The organism is Chryseobacterium sp. CCNWLW53 (assembly GCF_037083525.1).
Lineage (GTDB): Bacteria > Bacteroidota > Bacteroidia > Flavobacteriales > Weeksellaceae > Chryseobacterium > Chryseobacterium lathyri.
In genome coordinates, this window is sequence record NZ_JBAOJR010000004.1 from 541,813 (window position 1) to 566,267 (window position 24,455).

Annotated in this window: 15 protein-coding genes; 5 read left to right on the top strand and 10 right to left on the bottom strand. The window is 33.8% G+C overall.

Annotation, left to right across the window (positions count from 1 at the left end; all coding sequences use genetic code 11):
- Window positions 1-9: 9 nt before the first annotated feature.
- From V6R96_RS15525 to V6R96_RS15540, 4 genes are all read left to right on the top strand, one after another.
- A complete protein-coding gene (locus tag V6R96_RS15525; protein ID WP_336379231.1) occupies window positions 10-351 on the top strand; it encodes a cupin domain-containing protein in 342 nt (113 codons plus the stop codon).
- Between the two features lie 120 nt (window positions 352-471).
- A complete protein-coding gene (locus V6R96_RS15530) occupies window positions 472-1,374 on the top strand; it encodes an alpha/beta hydrolase (protein ID WP_336379230.1) in 903 nt (300 codons plus the stop codon).
- Window positions 1,375-1,422: 48 nt separating this feature from the next.
- Window positions 1,423-3,915 carry a glycoside hydrolase family 95 protein gene (locus tag V6R96_RS15535; RefSeq protein ID WP_336379229.1) on the top strand — a complete coding sequence of 831 codons (2,493 nt, stop codon included), beginning with the start codon at window positions 1,423-1,425 and terminating at the stop codon, window positions 3,913-3,915.
- 144 nt (window positions 3,916-4,059) lie between these two features.
- Window positions 4,060-5,178 carry a pectate lyase-like adhesive domain-containing protein gene (locus V6R96_RS15540; protein ID WP_336379228.1) on the top strand — a complete coding sequence of 373 codons (1,119 nt, stop codon included), beginning with the start codon at window positions 4,060-4,062 and terminating at the stop codon, window positions 5,176-5,178.
- 199 nt (window positions 5,179-5,377) lie between these two features.
- Here V6R96_RS15540 and pelA read toward each other — a convergent pair whose 3' ends face one another.
- The 9 genes from pelA to V6R96_RS15585 form a co-directional block, all read right to left on the bottom strand.
- Window positions 5,378-6,400 carry a pectate lyase gene (gene pelA / locus V6R96_RS15545; protein ID WP_336379227.1) on the bottom strand — a complete coding sequence of 341 codons (1,023 nt, stop codon included), beginning with the start codon at window positions 6,398-6,400 and terminating at the stop codon, window positions 5,378-5,380.
- Window positions 6,400-7,581 (bottom strand): DUF4861 domain-containing protein, encoded by a 1,182-nt coding sequence (locus V6R96_RS15550; RefSeq protein WP_336379226.1) that lies wholly within the window; start codon window positions 7,579-7,581, stop codon window positions 6,400-6,402. The genes pelA and V6R96_RS15550 overlap by 1 nt, the downstream gene beginning before the upstream one ends.
- Before the next feature lie 221 nt (window positions 7,582-7,802).
- Window positions 7,803-10,808: a LamG-like jellyroll fold domain-containing protein gene (locus tag V6R96_RS15555; RefSeq protein WP_336379225.1), complete on the bottom strand. Its 3,006-nt coding sequence runs from the start codon at window positions 10,806-10,808 to the stop codon at window positions 7,803-7,805.
- A 949-nt stretch (window positions 10,809-11,757) separates the two neighbouring features.
- Window positions 11,758-12,996, bottom strand: coding sequence for a 5-methylcytosine restriction system specificity protein McrC (locus V6R96_RS15560; RefSeq protein WP_336379224.1), 1,239 nt, complete (start codon window positions 12,994-12,996; stop codon window positions 11,758-11,760).
- A gap of 2 nt (window positions 12,997-12,998) precedes the next feature.
- A complete protein-coding gene (locus tag V6R96_RS15565) occupies window positions 12,999-15,020 on the bottom strand; it encodes an AAA family ATPase (RefSeq protein ID WP_336379223.1) in 2,022 nt (673 codons plus the stop codon).
- Between the two features lie 18 nt (window positions 15,021-15,038).
- Window positions 15,039-16,712 (bottom strand): DUF262 domain-containing HNH endonuclease family protein, encoded by a 1,674-nt coding sequence (locus V6R96_RS15570; protein WP_336379222.1) that lies wholly within the window; start codon window positions 16,710-16,712, stop codon window positions 15,039-15,041.
- A gap of 145 nt (window positions 16,713-16,857) precedes the next feature.
- Window positions 16,858-17,913 carry a hypothetical protein gene (locus V6R96_RS15575; protein WP_336379221.1) on the bottom strand — a complete coding sequence of 352 codons (1,056 nt, stop codon included), beginning with the start codon at window positions 17,911-17,913 and terminating at the stop codon, window positions 16,858-16,860.
- A gap of 90 nt (window positions 17,914-18,003) precedes the next feature.
- A complete protein-coding gene (locus V6R96_RS15580; RefSeq protein WP_336379220.1) occupies window positions 18,004-20,868 on the bottom strand; it encodes a type I restriction endonuclease subunit R in 2,865 nt (954 codons plus the stop codon).
- Between the two features lie 100 nt (window positions 20,869-20,968).
- Window positions 20,969-21,895, bottom strand: coding sequence for a tyrosine-type recombinase/integrase (locus V6R96_RS15585; protein WP_336379219.1), 927 nt, complete (start codon window positions 21,893-21,895; stop codon window positions 20,969-20,971).
- A gap of 99 nt (window positions 21,896-21,994) precedes the next feature.
- Between V6R96_RS15585 and V6R96_RS15590 the strand changes: the two genes are divergently transcribed.
- Window positions 21,995-23,149 (top strand): restriction endonuclease subunit S, encoded by a 1,155-nt coding sequence (locus V6R96_RS15590; RefSeq protein ID WP_336379534.1) that lies wholly within the window; start codon window positions 21,995-21,997, stop codon window positions 23,147-23,149.
- Window positions 23,150-23,209: 60 nt separating this feature from the next.
- Here V6R96_RS15590 and V6R96_RS15595 read toward each other — a convergent pair whose 3' ends face one another.
- Window positions 23,210-24,412 (bottom strand): restriction endonuclease subunit S, encoded by a 1,203-nt coding sequence (locus V6R96_RS15595; RefSeq protein WP_336379218.1) that lies wholly within the window; start codon window positions 24,410-24,412, stop codon window positions 23,210-23,212.
- Window positions 24,413-24,455 lie beyond the last annotated feature (43 nt).

The following is a 24,455-nucleotide window of genomic DNA, read 5'->3' on the forward strand; positions in this document are numbered from 1 at the left end:
ACATAAAAAATGAATTTCAAAAAAGAACCATTTTTCAACGGTAATTCCGGATGGGAAGATTTAGGAGGCGGAGTTTCCCGTCAGTTTGTCGGGTACAATTCTCAGATAATGATGGTGATTGTAAAATTTGAAAAAGATGCGGTTGGAGCCTTACACCAGCATTTTCATTCGCAGATCACTTATGTTGCATCGGGAAAATTTGAAGTAACTGTTAACGATGAAGTGAAAATTTTACAGCAAGGTGACGGTTTTTTCGCTCAGCCCAATATTTTTCATGGGGTAAAATGTCTGGAAGAAGGACAACTGATTGATGCTTTTACACCGTTCAGAGAAGATTTTCTTAATTCTTAAATATGAAAATGTTAGTTAATCGCAAATGATTTTCTTGCGCCTTAAAAAAGAATCATTTAATGAAACTTTACACCATTGCAATTAACCAGAAGAATACAGACTTTTTTTAATCAAAAACCAATGAAAAAAGCAATTTTTATTACAGCATTTTTCCTTATAAATCAATTATCTGCACAGGAAAAAATCATTTTGTGGCCAAAAGGTCAAATGCCGAATTCCAAAGGATTGCAATTAAAAACTGAAGAAAAAGAAGGAAGAATTGTACAAATAAAGGAAACCGAACTTTTTGCTTTTTTACCTCCGAAAGAAGAAAGAAAACAGATGGCTGTCATTGTCATTCCCGGTGGTGGATATTATAAACTTACCTATGATCTGGGTGGCTATCAAATTGCCAAATGGTTCAACACGCAGGGAATATCTGCATTTGTTTTAAATTACAGGTTACCAACCTCTCCTGATTTAAAGCAAAAAGAAATTGCTCCATTACAGGATGTTCAGGCGGCTATAAAATACCTCAGAAAAAATGCGGTGCAATATGGCATTTCATCAGATCAGATTGGAGTAATCGGAACTTCTGCAGGCGGACACCTGGCTGCAACGGTAAGTAATATCTCTACAGATTATACAGAATTAAAAGGCGACTGGGAGAATATTCCTACCCTTCCTGATTTTGCGATTCTTGTTTCTCCCGTTATTGATTTGGGAGAATTTGCCCATATTGGAAGTCGCAATAGTTTGCTTGGTGAAAATGCTTCTCCGGAAAAGATCAAAGAATACTCTATGCAGAACCGGGTAACGGAAAAAACTCCGCCTACTGTTTTATTTCATGCTCAAAACGATAAAACAGTTCCTGTGATGAACAGTATTCTTTATTATCAAGAAATGACAAAAAATAAAGTAAAAGGAGCATTGTTTATCTTTCCTGAAGGTGAACACAAAATTGGAATTACAAATAGATCAGAGCTAACTGATAACTGGAAAAAATTATGCTCGGACTGGCTGAAAACGATAGGTAATAAGTAATTAATACCTTATTTCGTGGTAATCATAAAAAATTTAACAATTCAAAGTATGCTGAAAACCATTCAATATAAAATATTTTCACTGGCTTTTGGAGCGGTAATTTCCATTTCTATTCATGCACAGCAGAATTTAAAACTAACCTACAGCAAACCTGCAGAAAACTGGAACGAAGCGCTTCCCATCGGAAACGGAAAGCTCGGTGCAATGGTTTTTGGCGGTGTTTCACAGGAACATCTTCAACTTAATGAAGAAACAATCTGGGCGGGTGAACCGGGAAATAATGTTCCGAAAAACACATTCGAAAGTATTCAAAAAATCAGGAAACTGTTGAATGAAGGTCAGTTTGAACAAGCTCAAAAACTTTCTAATACAACTTATCCCCGAGCAGCGCCAAAAGACCTGAACTACGGGATGCCTTATCAGACGATGGGTGATTTATTTTTAGATTTCAAAGGTCATGAAAATTTTAAAAACTACGAAAGAGCTTTAGATATTGAAAAAGCAGTAAGCACTGTTTCTTACAAAGTAAATGCTGTGACTTTTAAGCGTGAAATTTTCACTTCGTTTGCTGATAATGTGGTTGTGATTAAATTATCTTCCAGTAAGAAAGGGAATTTAAATTTTTCAATTAATGCTACTACTCCACACTTAAAAAAATCAATTTTTACGGAGAAAAATCAACTGATGATCACCGGGACAAGCGGCTCGGCCGATAATAAAACCGGAAAAGTTAATTTCAAAACGATAGCTGTTCCTGTTTTAAAAGGTGGAAAATTGACCTCAACTCAAAATAAATTAACCATTTCAGGAGCAGATGAAGTGATTATCTATGTTTCAATCGCTACCAATTTCAAAAAATACAATGATATTTCCGGAAATCCGGATGCGAGAGTTTCTGAATATTTAAACAAAGCTTTAAGCAAAAAATATAATGAGGAATTAAAAGCTCATACCGAAAAATATCAGAAATATTTTAACCGTGTACATTTAAATTTAGGAACAACAGATCAGGCGAAAAAAACAACGGATATCAGAATTAAAGAATTCGCCCATTCTAAAGATCCTGATCTGATCGCTTTGTATTTTCAGTTTGGTCGTTATCTTTTGATTTCATCTTCACAACCGGGAACTCAGCCCGCCAACTTACAGGGGATCTGGAATTACCAGTTGAATCCGGCCTGGGACAGCAAATACACCGTCAACATCAATACAGAAATGAATTACTGGCCTGCCGAAAACACAAATTTGAGCGAAATGCACGAACCTTTGTTTGATATGATTCAGGATTTATCGGTGACAGGACAGGAATCTGCCAAAGAAATGTACCATGCAAGAGGTTGGAATATGCATCACAACACAGATTTGTGGAGAATTACCGGAATTGTGGACGGTGGTTTTTATGGAATATGGCCGATGGGCGGTGCGTGGCTCACACAGCATCTCTGGAATCATTATTTATACACGGGGGACAAAGAATTTTTAAAGAAATATTATCCTGTATTGAGAGGTTGTGCCCTATTTTATCTGGATGCTCTTCAACAGGATTCTTCTAAAAAATACCTGGTGGTTTCCCCTTCAATGTCACCCGAAAATAAATATTTAAACGATGTCGGAATTACGGCGGGAACGACTATGGATAATCAGTTGGTTTTTGATGTTTTTAATAATTTTATTAATGCTTCAAAAGTTTTAAATGAAGATAAAAATCTTTCGGATGAAGTAAAATCAGCGTTAAATAAACTTCCGCCTATGCAGATCGGGCAGCACGCCCAGTTGCAGGAATGGCTGAAGGATATGGACCGAACCGATGATAAACACAGACATATTTCGCATTTGTACGGATTGTTCCCTTCGGGGCAGATTTCACCTTTCAGAAATCCTGATTTAACGGAAGCTGCAAAAAATTCTATGATGTACAGAGGCGATAAATCAACAGGCTGGTCAATGGGCTGGAAAGTAAACTGGTGGGCAAGGTTATTGGATGGAAATCGTGCTTTTAAACTCATTTCAGACCAATTAACACCTGCTCCGTTGGAAACAAAAGGTCAGTCAGGTGGAACTTATCCCAATCTTCTGGACGCACATCCACCGTTTCAGATTGATGGGAATTTTGGCTGTACATCGGGAATTGCAGAAATGTTACTACAAAGTTATGACGGCTATCTATACATTTTACCGGCACTTCCTGATGCTCTTCCAAATGGTTCAGTGAAAGGCCTGAAAGCACGTGGCGGATTTGAGGTTGATATAGAATGGAAAAATTCAAAGCTGACGAAATTAATCATTAAATCAGCTTTAGGAGGAAATTGCAGAATCAGAACGGCTAAAGATGTGGTGTTGGTAGCTTCTGAAGCCTCGGCTACCCAAACTCAACTGAAACCTTCAAAAGGAAATAATCCGAACGAATATTATCAGATCAACTCAATTAAAGCTCCTTTGATTTCTGATAAAGCAGAATTGAAAGGTTTTACAGTTCCAGAAACGCAGGTTTTTGATTTAAATACTGAAAAAGGTAAAATCTATAATTTTGATGTAAAATAAAATTAAATAATTAATAAAATGCAATCGATTTAACAAACTAAATAAATAATATTATAATTATATAAATATTAATATTTTAAAATATAAAACATATTAACATTAAATATATAATTTTATACTTCAATCAAATAACAACAAATTACTATGAAAACAACATTTAAGGTTATCTTCCTGACAGCAGCCCTAAGTTCGGCTTTTATCCTGACAGGCTGCGGACAGGAAGACATCAAAACAGATTTAACGGAAAATCCAAACGAGCTTGCCTCGAAAAGCATTCTTGTGGCAAACGCGATTGTCCCTTTGGCTGATTGTCTTGCTCCGGGATGGGCTTCCCAAAACGGCGGAACAACCGGTGGCGGAACCGCAGCCGAAACTACGGTTACAACCTACGCCCAATTAAAAGCAGCTATCGAAAACACAGCTGTAAAAGTTATCAAAGTAACCGGAACAATCACGGTTACTGCCCGTTTATCATTTCAGGATCAAACCGGAAAAACAATCTACGGAACGAGCGGTGCTAAATTGGTTTCAACAGATCAGACAAAAGACGGTTCGGGAATTATCAATATTAAAAGATGTAACAATATCGTCATCCGAAATCTGATTTTCGAAGGTCCGGGAGCTTACGATACAGACGGTTGGGATAATGCTATTTTAGACGATTGCCGGAATGTATGGATCGATCACTGTGAGTTTAGAGACGGCGTTGACGGAAATTTTGACATTAAAAACAAGTCTGATTTTATCACGGTTTCCTACACAAAATTTCACTATTTAAAGCCGCCAAAAGCCGGCGGTTCTGGAGGAACTGATGATCACAGATTTTCAAATCTTATTGGTTCAAGTGACACTTCAACAGCAGACGCCGGAAAACTGAATGTAACATTCGTTCGCTGCTGGTGGGCTCCGGGCTGCAGAGAGCGCATGCCGAGAGTGAGATTTGGAAAAATCCATATCGTTAACAGCTATTTCAACAGCTCTGTGAGCAATAAATGTATTGCTGCAGGCGTTCAGGCGAATATTCGTGTAGACGGAAACGTGTTTGAAAATGTAAAAGAGCCTATTAATTTAATGAGCGGATATACGGCCGTTACCGTTACTTCCAACAACACATTTACGAATGTTACCGGAAATACGGCAGGAAGCGGAACAGCTTTTACTCCTCCTTATACAATTCCAACTTTATCTCTATCTTCAGTAAAATCTGATGTGACAGCAAATGCCGGAGCAACTTTAAGCGGAAATATCTGCAACTCTTTATAGGATTAAATACTAATTGCGAAAACAAAAAAGACTGAGAATTTCTCAGTCTTTTTTGCTATTGTGAGGAACGTAATGACGCAACAATTTCTCCTTCTCAATTCTGTAAAAATCAAGCATCTATCTTCTAATTTCCTTTCTTTTATCGAGCGTTTTTTCCTACTCTCTGAACTCGCTAGTTTTCAGGTTTCCGGAGTGCTGCCTACAGTGCCACCTTATTCTTCTCAGCCCACTTCGGAAACTCTTTATTGATCAGTTTATCTGCAGAATCTCCAAACCAGCTGTAGCCGTTTCTTCTTTCTTCAGAAACTTCGTTGTAGTTGTATTTTACGCTTCCGTCCCGATCGCCAAAAAGAGGCTTGTTATTATTGATGTCATAAAATCTTGCCCAGATCACCGAATTTTTATCTTCAGCCAACGTTCTGATTGCTTTTCCGTTTACCTTTGAAACGTTGTAGCTGTATCCTTCAATTTTATTTTGTCTAAACCAGTTTACAGCAGATTTTATTGACTTTTCAATTTCGGGGGTGACAGGCTGCAGCATCAAAAATCTCACAATTCCTACTGATTCGCCGGTTGCCAGAGAAATAGGCTCAAAAGCCCGTGCTTTATCTGGTTGAAGAGTAATTTCGTTGTATTGATCTGCCCAGATTGTGGGAATTCCTTTTTGCAAAACCTGAGTTTTTAAGATGCATCCGATTCCTTTTTGGACGGCTATTTTTGATTTTTCTTTTAGTTTAGAATCCACAACCTCAAAATCATTTTTCCCTTCCGCCACATTATATAAGACCGTTAAAGCATTGATCATCGCATCGTCATTGTAAGTGACTTGCTTTCTGTAAATCGCCGAATTCGGGTAATATTGAGGAAAACCACCGTTTTTGTACTGCATTAAAAGAAGATATTGAATTCCTTTTTCGGCAGATTTCAAATATTCAGGATTTTTTGTGGTTTTGTAGGCTTTTATTAAGGTGTTAATTTCCTTTGAAGTGGCATTATTATCAATGGTAGCGTGATCATCCCCAGTTGATTTTATTTTTTTTAATAAATTTTTGTCAATGGGTGCGCTATAGCTCACTACAGATTTATCGCTGAGCTGTTTGCCCCAACCGCCAATTGGAAGTTGGTATACTAACATTTTTTCGGCTAAAGTATCTTTGACCTGGGCAGAAAAAATGGCTGTTGTTAAGGAAAAGACAGCTATTGAAAGTTTTAATTTCATCATTATTTAACTTTAACAATTAATGGGTTCGCAATAATCTGAGACTGTTTTTGCAATAAAATTTCCCAGTCTTTTTGTGTCTGAATCTGTCCGCTTTTCTGCCACGCAAATCCGGCATAATAAGTCAGATTATTTTGAGGTTTTGTCACAACTAACAGGTTACTCTGATCCGCAGTTTCGGATTTAAAAGCAACAGATCTTTCAACAATTTTAGGATCTACAACCACTCCTTCCCCTACAAAAGCATCGTCAATTTTTTCCCAGTGGAGATAATATCCGTTTTCGTCGTTCAGTTTTGTTTCGCCTTCGTTTTTATGCAGGGTAATTCCGATTGTGTAATTTGGAACCGGCTTTTCAGCCTGAAAATTGGATTCAAACTTTGAAAAATTTGAGCCCAGATCAAGAGAAATCCGTTTTGTTTCTTTTACTCCGAAGTCACTCCACGAATTGTAAGTTAATTCAAAAACCGTTCTTAAAGGGCCTTCCGCAATGGTTTTGGAACTCACGAAATTTTGTGATACCTGAAGCTTTTCATTCAGCCAAATTCCGATTCCACCCGTTCCGCGGCTATCTCCAACATGGTAAGGATCATAACCCTCGCCTCTTGTGTCTTTGTGATAATACAAAGGATCAGTCAGGTAGCCTTTATACCATTTGTTGATCACCGGTTTATCGGTTCTTTTTAACCAGATATCAACACCGCTGGAAAGTGTACTTCCTTTTATCCCTGCCAGGGCTTCTTTCTGACCTTTCGGGCCATAGACACGGAATGCTATTTTATCATTTTCCCAGGCATAATCGTCTACTCTTTCGGGAACCAATCTTGAATATGCTGAAATTTCGCTTTCAGGAATTGGAATTTTAGTATCTGCAATAAGGGTATAAATATTTGTTTTTTTTGCTTCAATATTTGCCTGAAAAAGGAGTTCGTCGCTTTTTCCGTCCCCGTTATAATCTATCCATTGAATGGGTAAAATCTTTTTACTGCTATCCTTTATTCTGAGATCAGATTCGCTGTTTGTGCTTAAAAAAGAAGTTAATTGAGAAATGGGTACCGAAACCACTTCATTTCTTGAAAAATTCAATGTATTTTTTACATGAATAGAATTTTGTGCCTTCAGAAAAGGATCAATGCAAACGATTGCACAAATATATCCGGAAATTAAAAATTTTGGTCTAAACATAATTAGTCAATTGAATTGTAAAAATCAAAAATAATGATAACTTTCTTATGAATGTAAAAAAATCTAATTTTTAAACATAAAAGGTTGATTTAGAAAATATCCGAAATAATTTCTTTAACGATAATTGTATGGTTAAAAAAAATATTTACAATATAAAAGTCCTTTCAAATGGATTGAAAGGACTTCTTTTTAAAATGTATGAAATTAAACTTTGGTAATTTTTATTTAATAATAATTTTAAAATTACTATTCAGATTTTCGCCTGAAACATTGAGTATATAATTCCCTGAGACTGTTTTGTTTACAATATTTAATTTAAATATTCCGTTTCCATCAGCATTAATTTTTTCTTTGATAACAATCTTTCCTGTCAGATCAATAACTGTCATTGTTAAACTGTTTTTTTTATATTCGGGAAGCTTAATGGAAATCTGGTCTTTTGCAGGATTTGGATATACTGTTCCAACATTTTTGCTGATACTGAATTCATCATTCCCCAATACTGCCTGATTGTACAAAGCATATACCTCCGCTGAAGATAATGCATAATTGAACATCTTAAGCTCATCAAATGCGCCTTTATAAGGAGCCGGAGCGTTGGCGGTTGATAAAAACTCAAGCTCACCAATATTCCCGATGATCAAATCACTTGCTTCACCGATACCTGTCACCGTACTTTCATCTCCTTCAGTGCTTAAAGTACCATTAGTGTAAATTCTCATTTTATGTGCAGCAATATCTCTCTGAATCACAACATGCACCCAGTTATCAGTAAAATAATTGGCAATAGGTGATGTGATTTCCTTTTTTGTAACGTCATCATCAATAGCATATCGCAGCAGACCTCCTTTGATTTCTACATTAAAACGTTTCCCTGTAGCTCCTGTTGCTGTATTTTTAGTGAAAGAACCTTTGCACAATACATAAAGGCTTGTAGACGAAGACGTTGGGACCATGCTTGTTGGAGCTTTCATCCAAAAAGAAACAGTAAAAGAATGATTATCAAATAAAATATGATTCTGATGAGGAATACTGGCTATGTAGATATTACCAGATGAAGTTGCCAGATCAAGGGCGTTGTTTTCTTTTCCTGGTACTCTTACATTGGCATTATCATAGGCTGTATCTAATATCCCATGATTGGCAAAAGATGTTACGTCTGCAATTTGAGCACCTGCGGAAGGAGCCTCAGCGAATGGCCAGTTCCCGACAAGACCGGGTGTCAATGCACGGAAAGTCCATACATCTCCTGCAGTAATACCAAGGGCATTAGCAGCATCAATTCTCCAATAGTAATTTGTTGCCGGATTTAAATTAGTAAGCTGATATGATGGTGTAGCAGAATAAGGTACAGTAGCAATATTGCTTAAATTTAAAGGATCTGTTCCAAAATAAACTGAATATGTTGTTGTATTTGAACTACCACTCCATTTTAAAAGCAGATTTCCACTGTTCAACTCAACGTTATTATTACCAGTTGCGGGAATCGGGTTAATTGCTTTTGTGGGAGCCGATGGGACTGGCGGCGTGGTTACTGACGTATTTGATGTGTAAACTGAAGATTCTGACGCATTCGTTGCTTTAACTCTATAATAGTATTGAGTATCAGGCGTTAAACCGACTTCATTATAACTTGTTGCATTCGCTCCCAATGTTGCAACGACTGTAAAATTAGTACCATTGGTAGAACGCTCTACAACATAATTAGTTTCATTCGTAGCATTATCATTCCAATTAACTGTTAAAGAACTTGAAGATGAAGCTCCTGTAGTTGTGACTGAATTGGTGAAATTCACATTTGTTGGCGGAATAATGAAATCCGGAGGAGTTGTATTGGGTAAACTGTTAATATAAACCTCAATATTCAGATACGGAGCATGTGTTGTGCTTACAGCCAAAGCATCGAATACATTTGGATTCAGCCCATTAGCCGTTTCCCATGCGTCCGGCATACCGTCATTATCCGTATCCAAAGGCGCCGGCGCTCCATAAACGTGTCCTGCACCGCCATTAGTGAAACCAAATTGAGTCGCTAAATCAGTTTGTACATAAACATAAGTAGCTGTTGTTCCTTTCGACATTAAATCTGAAATCATTAAACCATCTACCTGATCACGTCTTGGATAGGATGCTCCTACACCTGTAACAATTTTATCATATGCCTCCTGAGCGGTTAATGCAGGGGTTTTCATCGGATAATCATATGGGTTAGCCATTATTGCTGCCGGATCACCGACAGGATATCCCGTTAAGTTTTGAGGAACTGCAGTCCCATCCAATACTCCGTTTTTATTGTTGTCGAAATAATTTCCGGATCCGTATAAATTGAAATTCGCATTTCCTACGCTGAAAGGTGTAGTAACCGTATTGCTTGTATTTGGGCCTCCGATAAAATAATTGTTGATGATATTGGCAAAAGAGCTTCCCGCCGAATCACCTCCCATGATGTATGCCTCCCCGGATTGGGTGTGCCCGTAAATATTTCCATAATTACCCCAGTTGTAAACCACATTATTAACAAACTCGTTGATTCCTTTTATTTTATTATTGCGGGTTTTATTACAGATATATAAATTTCCGATTAAACTGATCTTCCCTCCCGGCGGGGGTTGCATTAATCCTCCCGCCGAATGATTATGGCGGTGCATTCCTTGTCCTATAATAGAATTCTGAATCGTTATATTATCGGGACTTGTGCCGTTATTATCCCAGTTAACTGAAAATACCTCGTCTGTACCCCAGGTAAAAGTCATATGATCTAAGATGATATTTGCTCCGTTGGCTATTCCTGATGCGTCCTGATTTTGAGATGTTCCGCCATAACGGATACGAAGATATCGGGCAATCGTGTTATTGGCTCCCGTGAATGATACCCTGGGTCCCAAAAATAAGATCCCTTCTCCAGGAGCAGTTTGCCCGGCAATCGTGGTATTAGCTGCCACAGCAACAACCGATTGCAAATTAACAATACCTCCCACTTTAAATATAACAAACCGTCCCGGCTGACTCACCGCATCACGGAATGAGCCCGGGCCGCTGTCATTTAAATTGGTAACCAGATAAATCTGAGGATTTGTGGCACCTCTTGCTCCCACAGTATATCTGCCAAAACCAGTAGCTTCCGGAAATGCTAATGTTTGGGCACTCAAATCTATAGCAGATAATGCTAATCCACAAAACAATAAAGATTCAAGAGTTCGTTTAAATAGTAAAGGTTTATTTTTCATAAATATCAATTTTGTGTTAACTAATCTATTCACAAAACTAATATCAAGTATCCTGCTCCGTCCTGTCGATCTCTATATCAAATAATTACAAAAAAATCCGGTTAAAAAAATAACTGATGTATACTATTGCAATAAGACAGACCTGCTAAAATTATTTGAAGGTGAAACCTTATAGCACAATAAAATGTTTTTTTCTGGAAACTGCAATAAAGGAACCTTGTTTTACTGTTAGGATTCACGGGAGAGCTTCAATACAACCATAAGTTCTGATATCATGAAGTGGAGCCTGAGAAACAATATATATTTCGAATTATGTGTAAAAATTACTCACTTTCGATTGGTGTTTCTTTGATATATTTTAATCACTCAAAACAACAAAAAAACCTTTAAATACTAAGATTTAAAGGTTTTTGATTTTATTTGGTTCCCCAACTGGCGGAGAGAGAGGGATTTTGTAACCTCCCTTCATCCCTTTATTGATAAGCATTTAGCTGTAGCATCTTATGAATGGCCCTAAATAGGTCATCTGCAAAAAAGCGGTAAAATCCTAATTTAAATTTTACTTAGTAAAACTAAAAATTTCTGCTCAAATCTGCAAGTAAAAAGTCCAAAATTTGAACAGGTTTTTTAGAGTTCAATCCAAGAATTTGACCCTTTTCTTTGCCCCTTAAATTTCTCAATTGAAATATTTCTAAAACAAAACGAAGAAAAAAAATTAAAAAAAAGAAAAAAAGAAAGCCTTTTGAAAATGAGCGTGGCATTCTGTCAAGGTTTTTTGGAAAAAGTTTTTGTGTATATTTTATGCACAAAAACTTTTTCTGAAAACCGCAGGGCCTGACCTTGACAGAATTTAGGTGGTGGATTTAGAAGCTCATTATCTTTGGTTTCTGTTTTTATTTTTGTATTATTAAGTTTGACTTGTTTTTTTTTAATGGTGGTACAACAACCTCTAATCCTTAACTATATTTAATATTTTCCTTCCAATAAAATCATCTAATTGTCCCAAATAATTTATTACAGAAATTTTTCCCAAACCACATTGATGATGTTCATTTTCTGTAATTTTTTCAAAACCGAAAAAATTCTCTAAATTATTCTCATTCGAAGGGTATAACAAAAGAGACTTTTTACCTGTCCAATACTCGTTATAAACATACATTTGTCTCAAATCGTGTGTTGAAGGTTGAGATTGATCGATATTCTTCCACTTTGTATCAATAATTAGAATTACCTCATCATTTTTTTTCAAAACAATATCTGGGCGAATAGTAATCCCATTCCAAAACGCTTTTGAATTTTGTCCATAGACTTCAATATCAGTTAATTGTGATGCCTGTTTTAATCTGACCAACACATATTCCTCCCAAAGGCTATTCATATCAAAAAGCAAAGCCAGCATATTTTCCAATCCGCTTGAAACGTTAGGCGCATAATTCAGAATAATGATTCTGGCAATGGCTAAAGCACTATCATAAGGATTTGTTTTTCTGGATTTGAGAATTTTAGTAAACGTTTGTTCGCTAGCTTTGATGGTTTTCACTTCAGGAAAATTTAGCTGTACAGTTTTACATTGGCTGAACAGATAAGTTCCTTTTGAAAGATGGGAAATAATATCCAAAGCCTGACCCAAAATCTGATGAATCAGATGGTCTTTTTCATACACCTGATGTGTAGTATAAAATCGTTCTTTATGAACTAAGTTTTTATTGATATGGCCGGCAAACTCCAGCTTTCCCTTTAATGCCTTTACATTTCCTGTCTCCTTATAATATTGTTTGATTAAGCCCTGATGAATCAACAATTGCACCTCGCTCAAAAACCATTCAAAATAAATATCCAAAAGATGTATAGACTGTCTGGAAACATTCGCCCCACCTACTTGCTGAATCTTCAGCTTGTGGGTCACCTTCAACATTTCTATCAGAACCTTTTGCCACTTGGTTCTATTATCTTCATTTTCAGATTCGTAACGGTCTATTTTAGGCAGGATTTCTATCGTCAATCCATCAACCTGAATCACACCAACAAATTGTCTGAAGACTATACCATTATGTTTCAAATCAAAATACTGATAATTGTGTAGAGCATTGAGTTTTGATAATGCTTCAAAATGCCGCTTCTCAAAACCACTTTCTCCGATAGCCAGAAAACTGTGTTCAAAAACCTGAATATAATCTCGCCTCAACATTGTCAAGCTAATAATAAATCTAAAGCCATATTAAAATCGACTTCCTCAAACGGAATAAGTTCATAAGATTTTATAATTTCAATATCATTTCTGGTATCAAATTCTGCAAATATATTTTTTTGAGCCAACTTAGAAATCTCTTTTTCTCTTACAAAACCTCTTCCTAAAATTAATCCTATCTTACCAAAATCATTATAAAAATACTCTTGCAAGAGTGGAATAATCTCGTTTTTAAAAGAAGCTCGAAAATTATCTTTGATAAAATAAGAATGCCCCAAAGTATAATTTTTATCCAACAGTAGTTCTATCCTTTCATTAATCTTCTGCATAATTTGAACTCTTGGAAAATCTGAAAAACCTACTGTTTCAACCACTTCCGCATCCGGCATCATTTCTACAAAACTAAAGCGTCTTCTTAACGCTGTATCAAGAGCTTCCACGCTTCTATCTGCAGTGTTCATCGTTCCGATGATGTAAAGATTAGATGGAACACCAAATTCTTTTTTACTGTAAGGCAAAGTCACTTTTAATTCTTCCTCATTTCCAAGACGTTTACCTTCCTCTATCAGAGTAATAAGCTCTCCAAAAATTTGAGAAACATTTCCTCTATTGATTTCGTCAATGATTAAAACGTGTGGTAATGTAGGTAGAACAACTTCTTGTCTAGTTGTTTTTTTTTCTGAATTAATTTTCTGATTTATATAATTAATCACAGCCCAATAGGCAGTCGAATTTGAACCACCAATTACTGCTCTGAACTCTTTATCTATATTTTTGATAACAGATAAATCAGGAAAAGCATTCTGAAGTCTTTTTGTTCGGGAGTATGAAACAATATATTCCTTTGCTTCCTCAGAATATATCGGTTTAAGCTTTAGATTTCCTTTTTCTGTGACATCAACAATTTTAAGTCCCAGATTAGGCGTTTGGATGGAGAGCTTTAAAAGATTATTATTTTCTAAACCTACATTCGCTTCATTAATGATAGAATCCCAAGCATCATCAAAATCAAATTGATGATTAATTGTTTCTTCTTTTAGTCTCTTTTCTTGTGCTTTTTCTGAGATTAGCTTAAAAACGCCATTTTTTATTTCATAAATAACCGTTTTGTTACCATCAGAATCTTCTTCAATCTGAGGTTTTATCCCTTCAATAAAATCTTCATAACTCATACTTTGATGAAAGGTAGAAAATACAATCTGTCCATTTTTCACTAAACGATCATATTCTTTCTTTATAATATCTCTATCCTGCTCCAAATTGAATTCTGAATTGGCTATACTAATAGCTTTATTGATAGTATTGTAAGTTTTTCCTGTTCCGGGAGGACCGTAGAGGATTTGATTGAGAGGAAAATCAAAATCAATTTCAGAATCAACCATTATCAATTCTTCTTCTTCTTCCAATTCTTCCGTAAGATTTTCAATAACTTTATATTTTTCAAATCGCTCTTCCATTTTTTTGAACATTTTCTCTTGATCATCTGAAGAAAACCGATGAGCAGTAAATGCGGGGTATTTTTCTTTTAGAGCAAAGATTTGTTGATCTACAATAGGAATTATCTTACCCAAAAATACTTCTAAATCATTTTGTAACTCTTCAAAACTACCATATTGTGATTTTGAATAAGCCGCAAAAAACTCCATCTTGTTGGCATCTGGTGCAAACAAACCATCTGGAAAAACTTCTCTAAATAGAGGTTTTATACTTTGGATAAATTCTAAAGCATAAGTATTCTGATCATCGTGCGGATCTTTTGTCTGGTTAAATTGTAGATGAAATTCAATTTTCTTATTTCTTCTTATAGTAATAACTAAGTTAATTAGATCACTTGATGAGCCTGGGTAAGCAACTGGCACATACCAAAATGTTGTAGAAAAGTACTTTGATTTTTCCGTTCCTATAAAGTAATTAAGTTCTGCCCCTTTATTGGCTTTTTGTCGCAACGAAAAAGTAAAGCTATTATCTTGATTATATTTATTTTTAAGCCAATTAAATACTTGCGCTTGTAATTCTTGGTACATAAATTCAAAAAGTTAATATTACTTAGTAAAGTATAAATTGTTTGTATCAAAATATTTTTTTGCAAAATCCGAAATTCTAATATGTCGATCTGAAATTTCATTCTCTGTCCAGATAGGCTGATCACGAATTTCTGTGTAGCTTGAGAGAGCAGTATCTTGAAAAAGTACATTTTTATCTTCAAATGATTTATTACTAAACTTACTATTTTGACTTTGGGTTAATAAAGCTAAATTCCCTAGAATTTGTAAAAAATCATTTCTAAATTCGTCAGTATATTCTCCTTCTGCTGGAGTTTGTGGTTTAATATGTTCTATTGTATAACTATTGTAAAGATCTTTATCCAAGAGCGCACCCGATTTATTTTTAATTCTTATGCTATTTTCATACTGCCAAAGAACAAACTTGATTCGATGTGATTTATAATAATGATTCTTTTCTCTATCAAAATAGTTTGAGATTATATTTTGAAAATAATCATTGTTATTCCAATACCATTGGAATCCATATTCAGTTGCATACTTTATATCAATATATAAACTTTCAATATCATAACCATCTGTAGCTTTGAAATATTTTTTCGCATAAGATGGCAAACTATCGCTTCTGAAATCACCTAATTTTAATTTGAAGCAGAGAATTTCAAGAAGTTTTAATATATGCTTAAAAATATCCCCTGATACTTCACCTTTATTGAATATTGTCAATAAAACTAATTTCCAATTAGCCTCATTACCAACAAAAAATAGATTTGTTATTTCAGGAAGATGTTTATTAATAACAATGCTTTTAGCACTGTGAGTCAATTCAACAAAATTTTCAAAAAATAGTTTTATCCATTTGGTTTTATTTAGTTCTTTATTTAATTTTTCTTTAATTTCTTCAATGTAGCCGCTCGTATTAAAATACAAATTGCAGTAATTATCTAATAGCTCATTTTCTGTAAAATAACCTTCAACAGCTTCAATGTATCTATATGTTTGAGAAATTTCTCTTTGAATGTCCGCTATATCATTGTTAGCTTGAATGTCGTTTTCACTGTGTATGTAGATTTGATGCATTAAATATGCTTTAATAATTTCAAATCTCGACAACTCCTTCCCTCTATTATTTTGATATTCAAACACTTGGGCAGCTTCCACTTTATTGGCTATATAGAAGGTACTAATTATAGCATTTTCTAATGTATGTTGTAAAAGATATAAACTATCACTATCAATCTTGTCCAATTCTGTTTCAAAAAAACTAAATGCTGCTATAATTCTTTTTTGAGAAATTGTTTCAGTATCATCAATAGTAGAAATCAAATGTTTTTGACTTACTTTTTTAAAAATAATCTGATCATCCTCAATAGTTCTAAAAACATCATTTAAATATGTACTTCTGATTTGCTCAACATTTTGTCCTTGTTTTTCTAGGATTTTTGCAATTGCGGAAAGGAATAAAATTGTTGTTGTCAAACGCTGTTGTCCGTCAATTATAAACAATGTCCCGCCCTCTTTTTCAAACAAAAACTGCCCTAAGTAATATCGCTTTCCTTTCTGCTCTAAAAGGTCTTCAAGAAATTGTGAGCATTGTTTATTTTCCCAACTGTATGCTCTCTGATAGGCTGGTATTCTGATATGATCCGTGTTAATAAAAAGAGATTTAATGCTTTCTCCTGATTTATTCTGTATTTCTTTTATGGTTTCCATTAGTTTTTTTTGGCTATAAGTTTTTTATTTTGTTCATTTTTTTAAAAACAATTGTTATAAATTGGCAATGAATATTTTTTTTCGAGGTTAAAATTTTTTAAGTTCAAATTTCCAACTATAAATAACAATGTGGATTCTATATTTATTAAGTTAACTCAGAACGAATACTTTCCGTTTTTGCAAAATAGTTTATAGGAAATCTTTTATTGAATCTAATATAAGGAGTATATTTATTCGAAATAATATTAATTAATTCACAATAACTTTGCCTCCATTTATAATCTTTTCTATCATAAAAATATGGAGAGATATAAACATTTTCTAAATTATTGATAATATGGAATGATAAATACTTTTCAAATTCTAAATCATCTGAAACTGTATCTAATTCGTCTAAATATTTTATTGCCAATTCGTCATCAGGAAAAGCAGCTAATATAATTACTGTTCTGTCTTTTAATGGCAGTACCGTTGTAAAAATGTCAGAATATTTATTATTTGAATTTTCACTTAAATTAAGTGGTTCTCCATTTTTAAAATGACCAGGTGTTGTTACTCCGGAGCAAGCGACAGGACAACGATAGGAATATTCATAACAATAATATCTAAGACCATCGTATTTTTTATTAAGTAATAAATCATCAATACGTTTTTTCGGAATTTCCAAGTCTTCTAAAGCTAGCTTTACTCCTTTGACAATATCCTCTTTATCTTTCCCATACGCTTTGTTAAAATGTTCTACAACTTCCTTTTCCTCTGAAGTGAATAGTTTATATTCCTCATATTTTCTATGATACGAATGAGAAAAAGATCTATAGGTATGGAGAAAACAATGCATATCATTTTCAATATCCGTCGCTTCAGGGTCGTTTTCAACTTCCTTAAATAATTCAGTATCGTGAAATTCACAAAAACCAAAAAACGTTGATGCGTCTTTTCTACCAATAGGCTTCAAATCTAAGAAACCGTATTTTTTATTAATTTGTCTATCCGTATGTGAATAAATAAATGCATTATTATTTATCGTTTTCTCCAAATGTTTTAAAGAGCCTTGACGTTGTAAACTATGTGCGCTTTTGATAGGTAGTTGACATTCTTCTTTGCTAGGATGTGAGCAATCTTTAATGGTTGCTCCTTTTCTAACCAAGGCAGTTAGCTTATTAATTGCTTTTTGTTGCTCAATAAATTCTGATTGATCCATATGTTTTTAATATTAATTTCTTCTTAATATAAAAAGTTTAGAACAAATTAATGAATAAATAATACGGAAACCCCGTAAATAATAAAATTTTCATGATGCCACCCCATCAATAAACACATCCACAAAATCCTGCACTTTCTGAATAATTCTTCTTCCAATATTATTACGTTCAGTAAGCTTTGGTTTTATTTCAAGCAGCTTTAGCGTATCACTTATTTTAGGAGTTTTGGAAGTGAAAAGAAAATCATCAATAGCATCTCTGAATCTGTCTTTATTCAAAGATTCTTCTGTAGCAATTTTTTCAAAAGCAGAGTTTTTTTCTTTATTCCAGTATTTTTCAAACTCCTCATTGACATTGTCTCCGTCAGAAATATGAGGTAGGTTTTCTTCAATGAATTTTTCAATCAGTTCTTTTTTGCTTCGAAGCTTGGCATCGCCGGAAAGAATATCTCTGATTTCTTTTTTCTTTTTCTCTAATTTATCGCCTTTTAGATTTGAGTCAGTAAGATTGGCTAAAAGAGATAGAATATAGCTAACGTTAATCTCATCACGATGAATTAGCTCAAGCTCAAAATCCACATCATCCAAAATACTGGCTTTTCCTTCGCCTCCTTTGTCTCCACCTTTAATTTCAGTCCAAATATCCAAATACTTGCTTTTGTAACCATCAAATTCAAATTCGGTCATTTCCAACTTATTGAAATCAAAATCCGCAAATGATTTTAATACATTCAGAACACGCATTACTTCACGGAAAGCAGTGATAAATTCAAACTTTTCCTGTTCGGTTTGATAACTGTTGACACTGTCAATTTCTGGGGCAACAATCTTTAATGTATCCAAAGCAGAGTTGAAAAGCTCAATATAATCTTCAATAGGATGAATAATAATCTCCTGAATGGCTTCTTTGTTAGAAAATAAAGTCACCGCATCATCGGTCGCAGATTTTAGATTTCTAAAACAAACAATATTTCCTTGCGATTTCTTTTCGCCTAACAATCTGTTGGTACGTGAAAATGCCTGTATTAATCCGTGATACTTCAGATTTTTATCAACAAATAAAGTGTTCAGTTGTGGACTGTCAAATCCAGTCAAAAACATATTGACTACAATAATTAAATCAATCTCTTTATTGCGGACTCGTTTAGCAATATCATTGTAGTAATTGTAGAAACTCTGGCTGTCTTTGGTGGTAAAGTTCGTTCCAAACATTTCATTGTAATGACCAATATATCTTTCTAATACATTTCTGCTATGAGAATCTCCGTATTGCGCCTGCGGTTCCGCAACCATTCCAAATTCGGGTTCATCATAGATTCCATTGGCATCTTTAGACTCTTCATTAGTTCCATAACTGAAAATAGTCGCAATTTTTAATTGATGCTTACCTTCTTCTTTTTTCTTTTGGAAAAGGTCATAATACTTCTGCAAAACATCGATACTGCTTACACAAAACATTGCATTGAAAGTACTATTGTGCGTTTTTCTTCCGTATTCTGCGATGAGATAATCTGCAATTTTTTCAAGACGTTTCGGGCTTTCAAGAAGTTCCTGTGTATCGATTGCTTCAACATCTGTATCAATGTAAGTATTGCTTCCTTCTTTTTCCTTGTATCTTCCAACGTATTCCACAGAAAACTTCAAAACATTGTCATCTCGAATTGCATCTGTAATGACATATTTATGCAGACAGTCTTCAAAAAGCCTGTTAGTTGTTGCCGGAGCTCCGTCTATTTTCCCAATTGAATTCACTTCAGAAATCGGAGTTCCCGTAAAGCCAATCATCTGGGCATTTTTAAAATACTTTTTGATATTCTGATGCGTATCTCCAAACTGACTTCTGTGGCATTCATCAAAAATAAAAACTACTTTTTTATCTTTAAGTTTATCGATTTTATTACCGTGCTTTTCTTTGGTAATAGCGGTATTTAATTTCTGTAAAGTGGTAACAATAAGTTTTGTATTATTGGAAAGTTGTTTAACCAAGTGTGCTGTATTTTCAGTGGCATCCACACTTCCTTTTTCAAAAGCGTCAAATTCTTTTTGAGTCTGATAGTCCAAATCTTTTCTGTCAACCACAAAAACAACTTTCTCTACTTTCGGAATTTCTTTCAGGATTTGACTCGCTTTAAATGAAGTCAATGTTTTTCCCGAACCTGTTGTATGCCAGATAAATCCATTCTTATCGGTATTTCTTACTCTGTCAACAATTTTCTCAACGGCATAATATTGATAAGGTCTTAAAACCATCAGTATCTTATTCGTTTCATTCAAAACGATATACTTGGTAATCATTTTGGCAATATGACAAGGCTCTAAAAATGCAGGAGCAAAATGGTCGAGTTGAGTTATGTTATTATTATGTTCATCAGACCAAAAGAACGTTTGCTTAAATGTCTGCTTTGCGTTGTTCGAATAATATTTTGTATTAACTCCGTTACTAATGATAAACAACTGGACATAGTTAAACAATCCACTTCCCGAATTGAAAGACTGATGATGATAACGGTTGATTTGATTAAAAGCCTCTTTCATTTCCAGACCTCGGCGTTTCAGCTCAATCTGTACCAAAGGTAAGCCGTTGATTAGGATGGTTACATCATATCGGTTTTTAAAATTTCCATCCTGAGCAATTTGATTCGTTACCTGAAACTGATTCTGACACCAATGGTCTTGACTGATGAATTCAATCCATTCCGAAGTACCGTCATCTTTAAAAAAATGAAATCGGTCACGTAATGTTTTAGCTTTTTCAAAAACATTTCCTTTGGAAAGATGATTGAGGATTTTTTCAAACTCAGTATCTGAGAATGTTTTTTTATTGTGAATTTCGAGCTGAGTTTTTAGATTTTTAATAAGGTCTGTCTCATTACATATCGTAACTTTTTTGTGACCTAACTGTTGTAATTGTTCTACTAATTTCTGCTCTAAAATATATTCCGGCTGACTTGACATTCGGTTTTGAGTTTTGGTTAAAAACTTTGTCAGAAGTATGAATTCTGACAAAGTTGTTTCAGTTTTCCCAAATGTAAGAAATAATCAATGATAACTACAACTATTTTAGCGCTTTAAACATCTGGTCAATGGCTTTTTTCTTTTGTTCCAGATTGGGATGAACATATAAGTTCAAAGTTGTACTGATATTGGAATGACCGAGCAAAACACTCACGGTTTTATAATCGCATTTGCTTTCGATACATCGTGTCGCAAAACTGTGTCTCAAACCGTGAAACTTGATATCGGGAATTTCAAGAAAACGCATCAGATTTTTATAGTAACTTCGGTAAGTTCTCGGTTCTGTAGGTTTAGAATCATTGGTTAACACATAAAACGCAGGATTCACAATTTTCTTAAACGGTTTAAGCATTCTCAATAAATCCCTGCTCATCGGTATTTCCCGGATGGAATTTTTTGTTTTTGGTGTATCAATCAACAATTCTGTTTTTCGTTCTCCATCTTCAATGACGTAGATTCTCTGAATCGTTTTTCGAATATTGATAATTCCATTATCGGTATCAATATCTTCCCAAGTCAACGCACAAATTTCCCCAATCCTCATTCCAGAACAAAGACAGATATAAACACCCAAATTTCTAAAGGTAAAATGCTCCTGAATATAGCTCATCACTTTTTTCTGATGAGTTCTGCTCAAGACTTCAATCGTATGAGTTTCCCTAACCGTAGGATATTGCACATCAAAATTGATAAACTCAATCCATTTATTCTTTGCACCAAACTTCAGTACCATTTTCAAAACAATGAGAATATCTTTGATACTTTTCTGACTTAATCCCTGCTCTAATTTTTGAAATACAAACTTCTGTACCTCATCATCCTCAATCTCAGAATAGTCTTTGAATACAGGCAATAAATGATTTTCCAGCAACAGTACATAAGCCGAAAAGGTTGATTTTTTCACATACAGCTTTTTGTCATTCTTCCATAGTTCCGCGATTTCTGTCAATGTCTTCTTTCTTGTCATAATTTTTTGATTTTTTTAATGATTTTCTAACTAATTTCAAAAGTTATGAATTAACATTGGGGATTTTCAGTTATTGAGCCTTAACCTGAGTTTTAATCAATCCTTGCCTTTCCTAATTTATTACCAAAGCTTAGATTTCCCGAGTTTGAGGAGAATTGGAAAGTAACAAAGTTGGGAGATATATGTAAAATGCAAGCTGGAAAATTTGTCAGTGCTTCAGAGGTTTTAAAGGAAACAAATAATAAATTATATCCTTGTTATGGAGCAAATGGATTAAGAGGATTTACTTATTCATATAATTATGAGGGAGAATACTCTTTAATTGGTAGACAAGGAGCACTTTGTGGAAATATAACAAGGGTATATGATAAATTTTATGCAACTGAGCACGCAGTTGTTGTAACTCCTAAAGAAGAAGTACATTCCACTTGGTTATTTTATCTGTTAAACTATCTAAATTTAAATCAGTATGCTACCGGTATGGCTCAACCCGGATTATCTGTCCAAAATTTATTAGAGGTTGAATCAATAATCACAGATTCAATTGAAGAGCAAGAAAAAATTGCATCTTTATTATTATTAATTGACTCTAGAATCCAAACCCAAAAGAAAATAATTGAACAATTAGAAACCTTAATTAAAGGAGTTGGTTATAAATTGTTTAATAAAAAGATTAGATTTAAAAATACTGACTTATCAGAATTTCCTTCTTGGGAAAGCAAAAAAGGAAATGAAGTTTTTTCAAATATTTCAAATAAAAATCATAATTCAGAATTACCAATTTTAGCTATAACTCAAGAATATGGAGCTATTCCTAGAGATTTAATTGATTTTAAAATTTCAGTGACTGATAAAAGTGTGGAAAGTTATAAAATTGTTGAGAAAGGAGATTTTATAATTAGTTTAAGGTCATTTCAAGGAGGTATTGAATATTCTGAATATAAAGGTATATGTAGTCCTGCATATATAATTTTAAGAAATAAGATTGAAGTAAATAGTTATTTTTATAAGTATTATTTTAAATCTGAATATTATATAAAACAACTCAATAAAAAATTAGAAGGTATAAGAGACGGGAAAATGATTAGTTATACATATTTCTCTGATATAAATTTACCTTTACCTTCCGTAAATGAGCAAACTAAAATTGCTAATTTTCTTTCTTCTCTTCAAGAAAAAATAGAAACGGAAAAACAAATTTTAGAAAAATTAGAGCTTCAGAAGAAGTTTCTTTTAGCTAATTTGTTTGTTTAATAAAAAAAGCCTCTTCAAGGTTCAAAACCTTGAAGAGGCTTTCTTAGAAATCAAAATCTATTAAACAAACAGATTTTGTAATAAATACTTTTTCTGATTTTCGTATTGAGTTAATAATTCGTTTTCTAGGGTTATTTTCTCATCAAATTTGAATAAAAGCTTATTTATTTTAATTTGTTCTTTCAAATCTGGAAGATTAATTTTTATTCTTGAAAAATTTTCATAAAATAAATAATCTCTAACACCTCCCTCTACATTTCTTAAAACTTCTTTTCTGAAAATATCAGTTCGTAGATACTGAAATAAAAACTCATCATCAACTTCATCTATTGTTTTAAAACAGACGTACAAGGAACTAATAATAATATTTTCCAAATTTCTACTATAGCCGATTGAACCAACATTGATTCTTGCAGGATTATAAGCAAAGGTTTCTTTCTCTATTATTTTGTATAACGAAATATCATAACCTCTCTCGTCACTATCAATTCCTTCAAACTGTTCAGACTGACTTATAAATCCCTTTTTATTGTTGATTGAATAAACTGGTAGTTTTAGGTTTTCCTTATTTTTTTTATTGACAATATAGGTTAAGTCTCCTAATTTTTGAAGATTTTCTTTTTTTGATTCTGATGAGTTAAATCCTTCCTTAAAAAGCTTGAATGATATTTCTTTTTTTGTTACTTGCAAATCCTCAATTATTTTCTTTTGGGTTTGGATTCTTTCATCTAAAAGCTTGAAAAGTGAAGAAATTTTTTTTTGCTCTTCTATATTTGGTATAGCAACTATGATATTCGAAAAAGTTGTTTTATTAATGATTGGTACAGCTTGTTCTGCTGAGAGAGATTTAATTCTAAATGAAGAATATTCTAACAATGAAAACACAAAATCATCATCGTTATCAAATGGAATAACAGAATTAATCTGCTGATTTGTAATTGAATCTTCAGTTGCCTGACCTACTTTACCAATTGTCGAACCAATACAGACAAAATACGTACTTCCTCTTCTAATTTTTCTGCCTTTATTGAATCCTTTTTCTGTTAATGTCGTTTTAGTTTTAAAAACATACCTATTTGATTGTAAATCAGCTGGAGAAACAAATAGGCGATTTCCATTATAAAAAGTAGTTTCATGCGTTGCAGGAGTTGAGCCTGTTATTATATTCCCCAAACTTTCTAAAGTAGTTTTGCTCCATTGTCCTTCAAACCCTGGAAATCGTAAATTAGGAAAATTCTTTACACTTTTATTTTCTTCTGTCATCTTGATTATTTATTTGTTAAAATTCTAAGCCTTGAGGATTTTG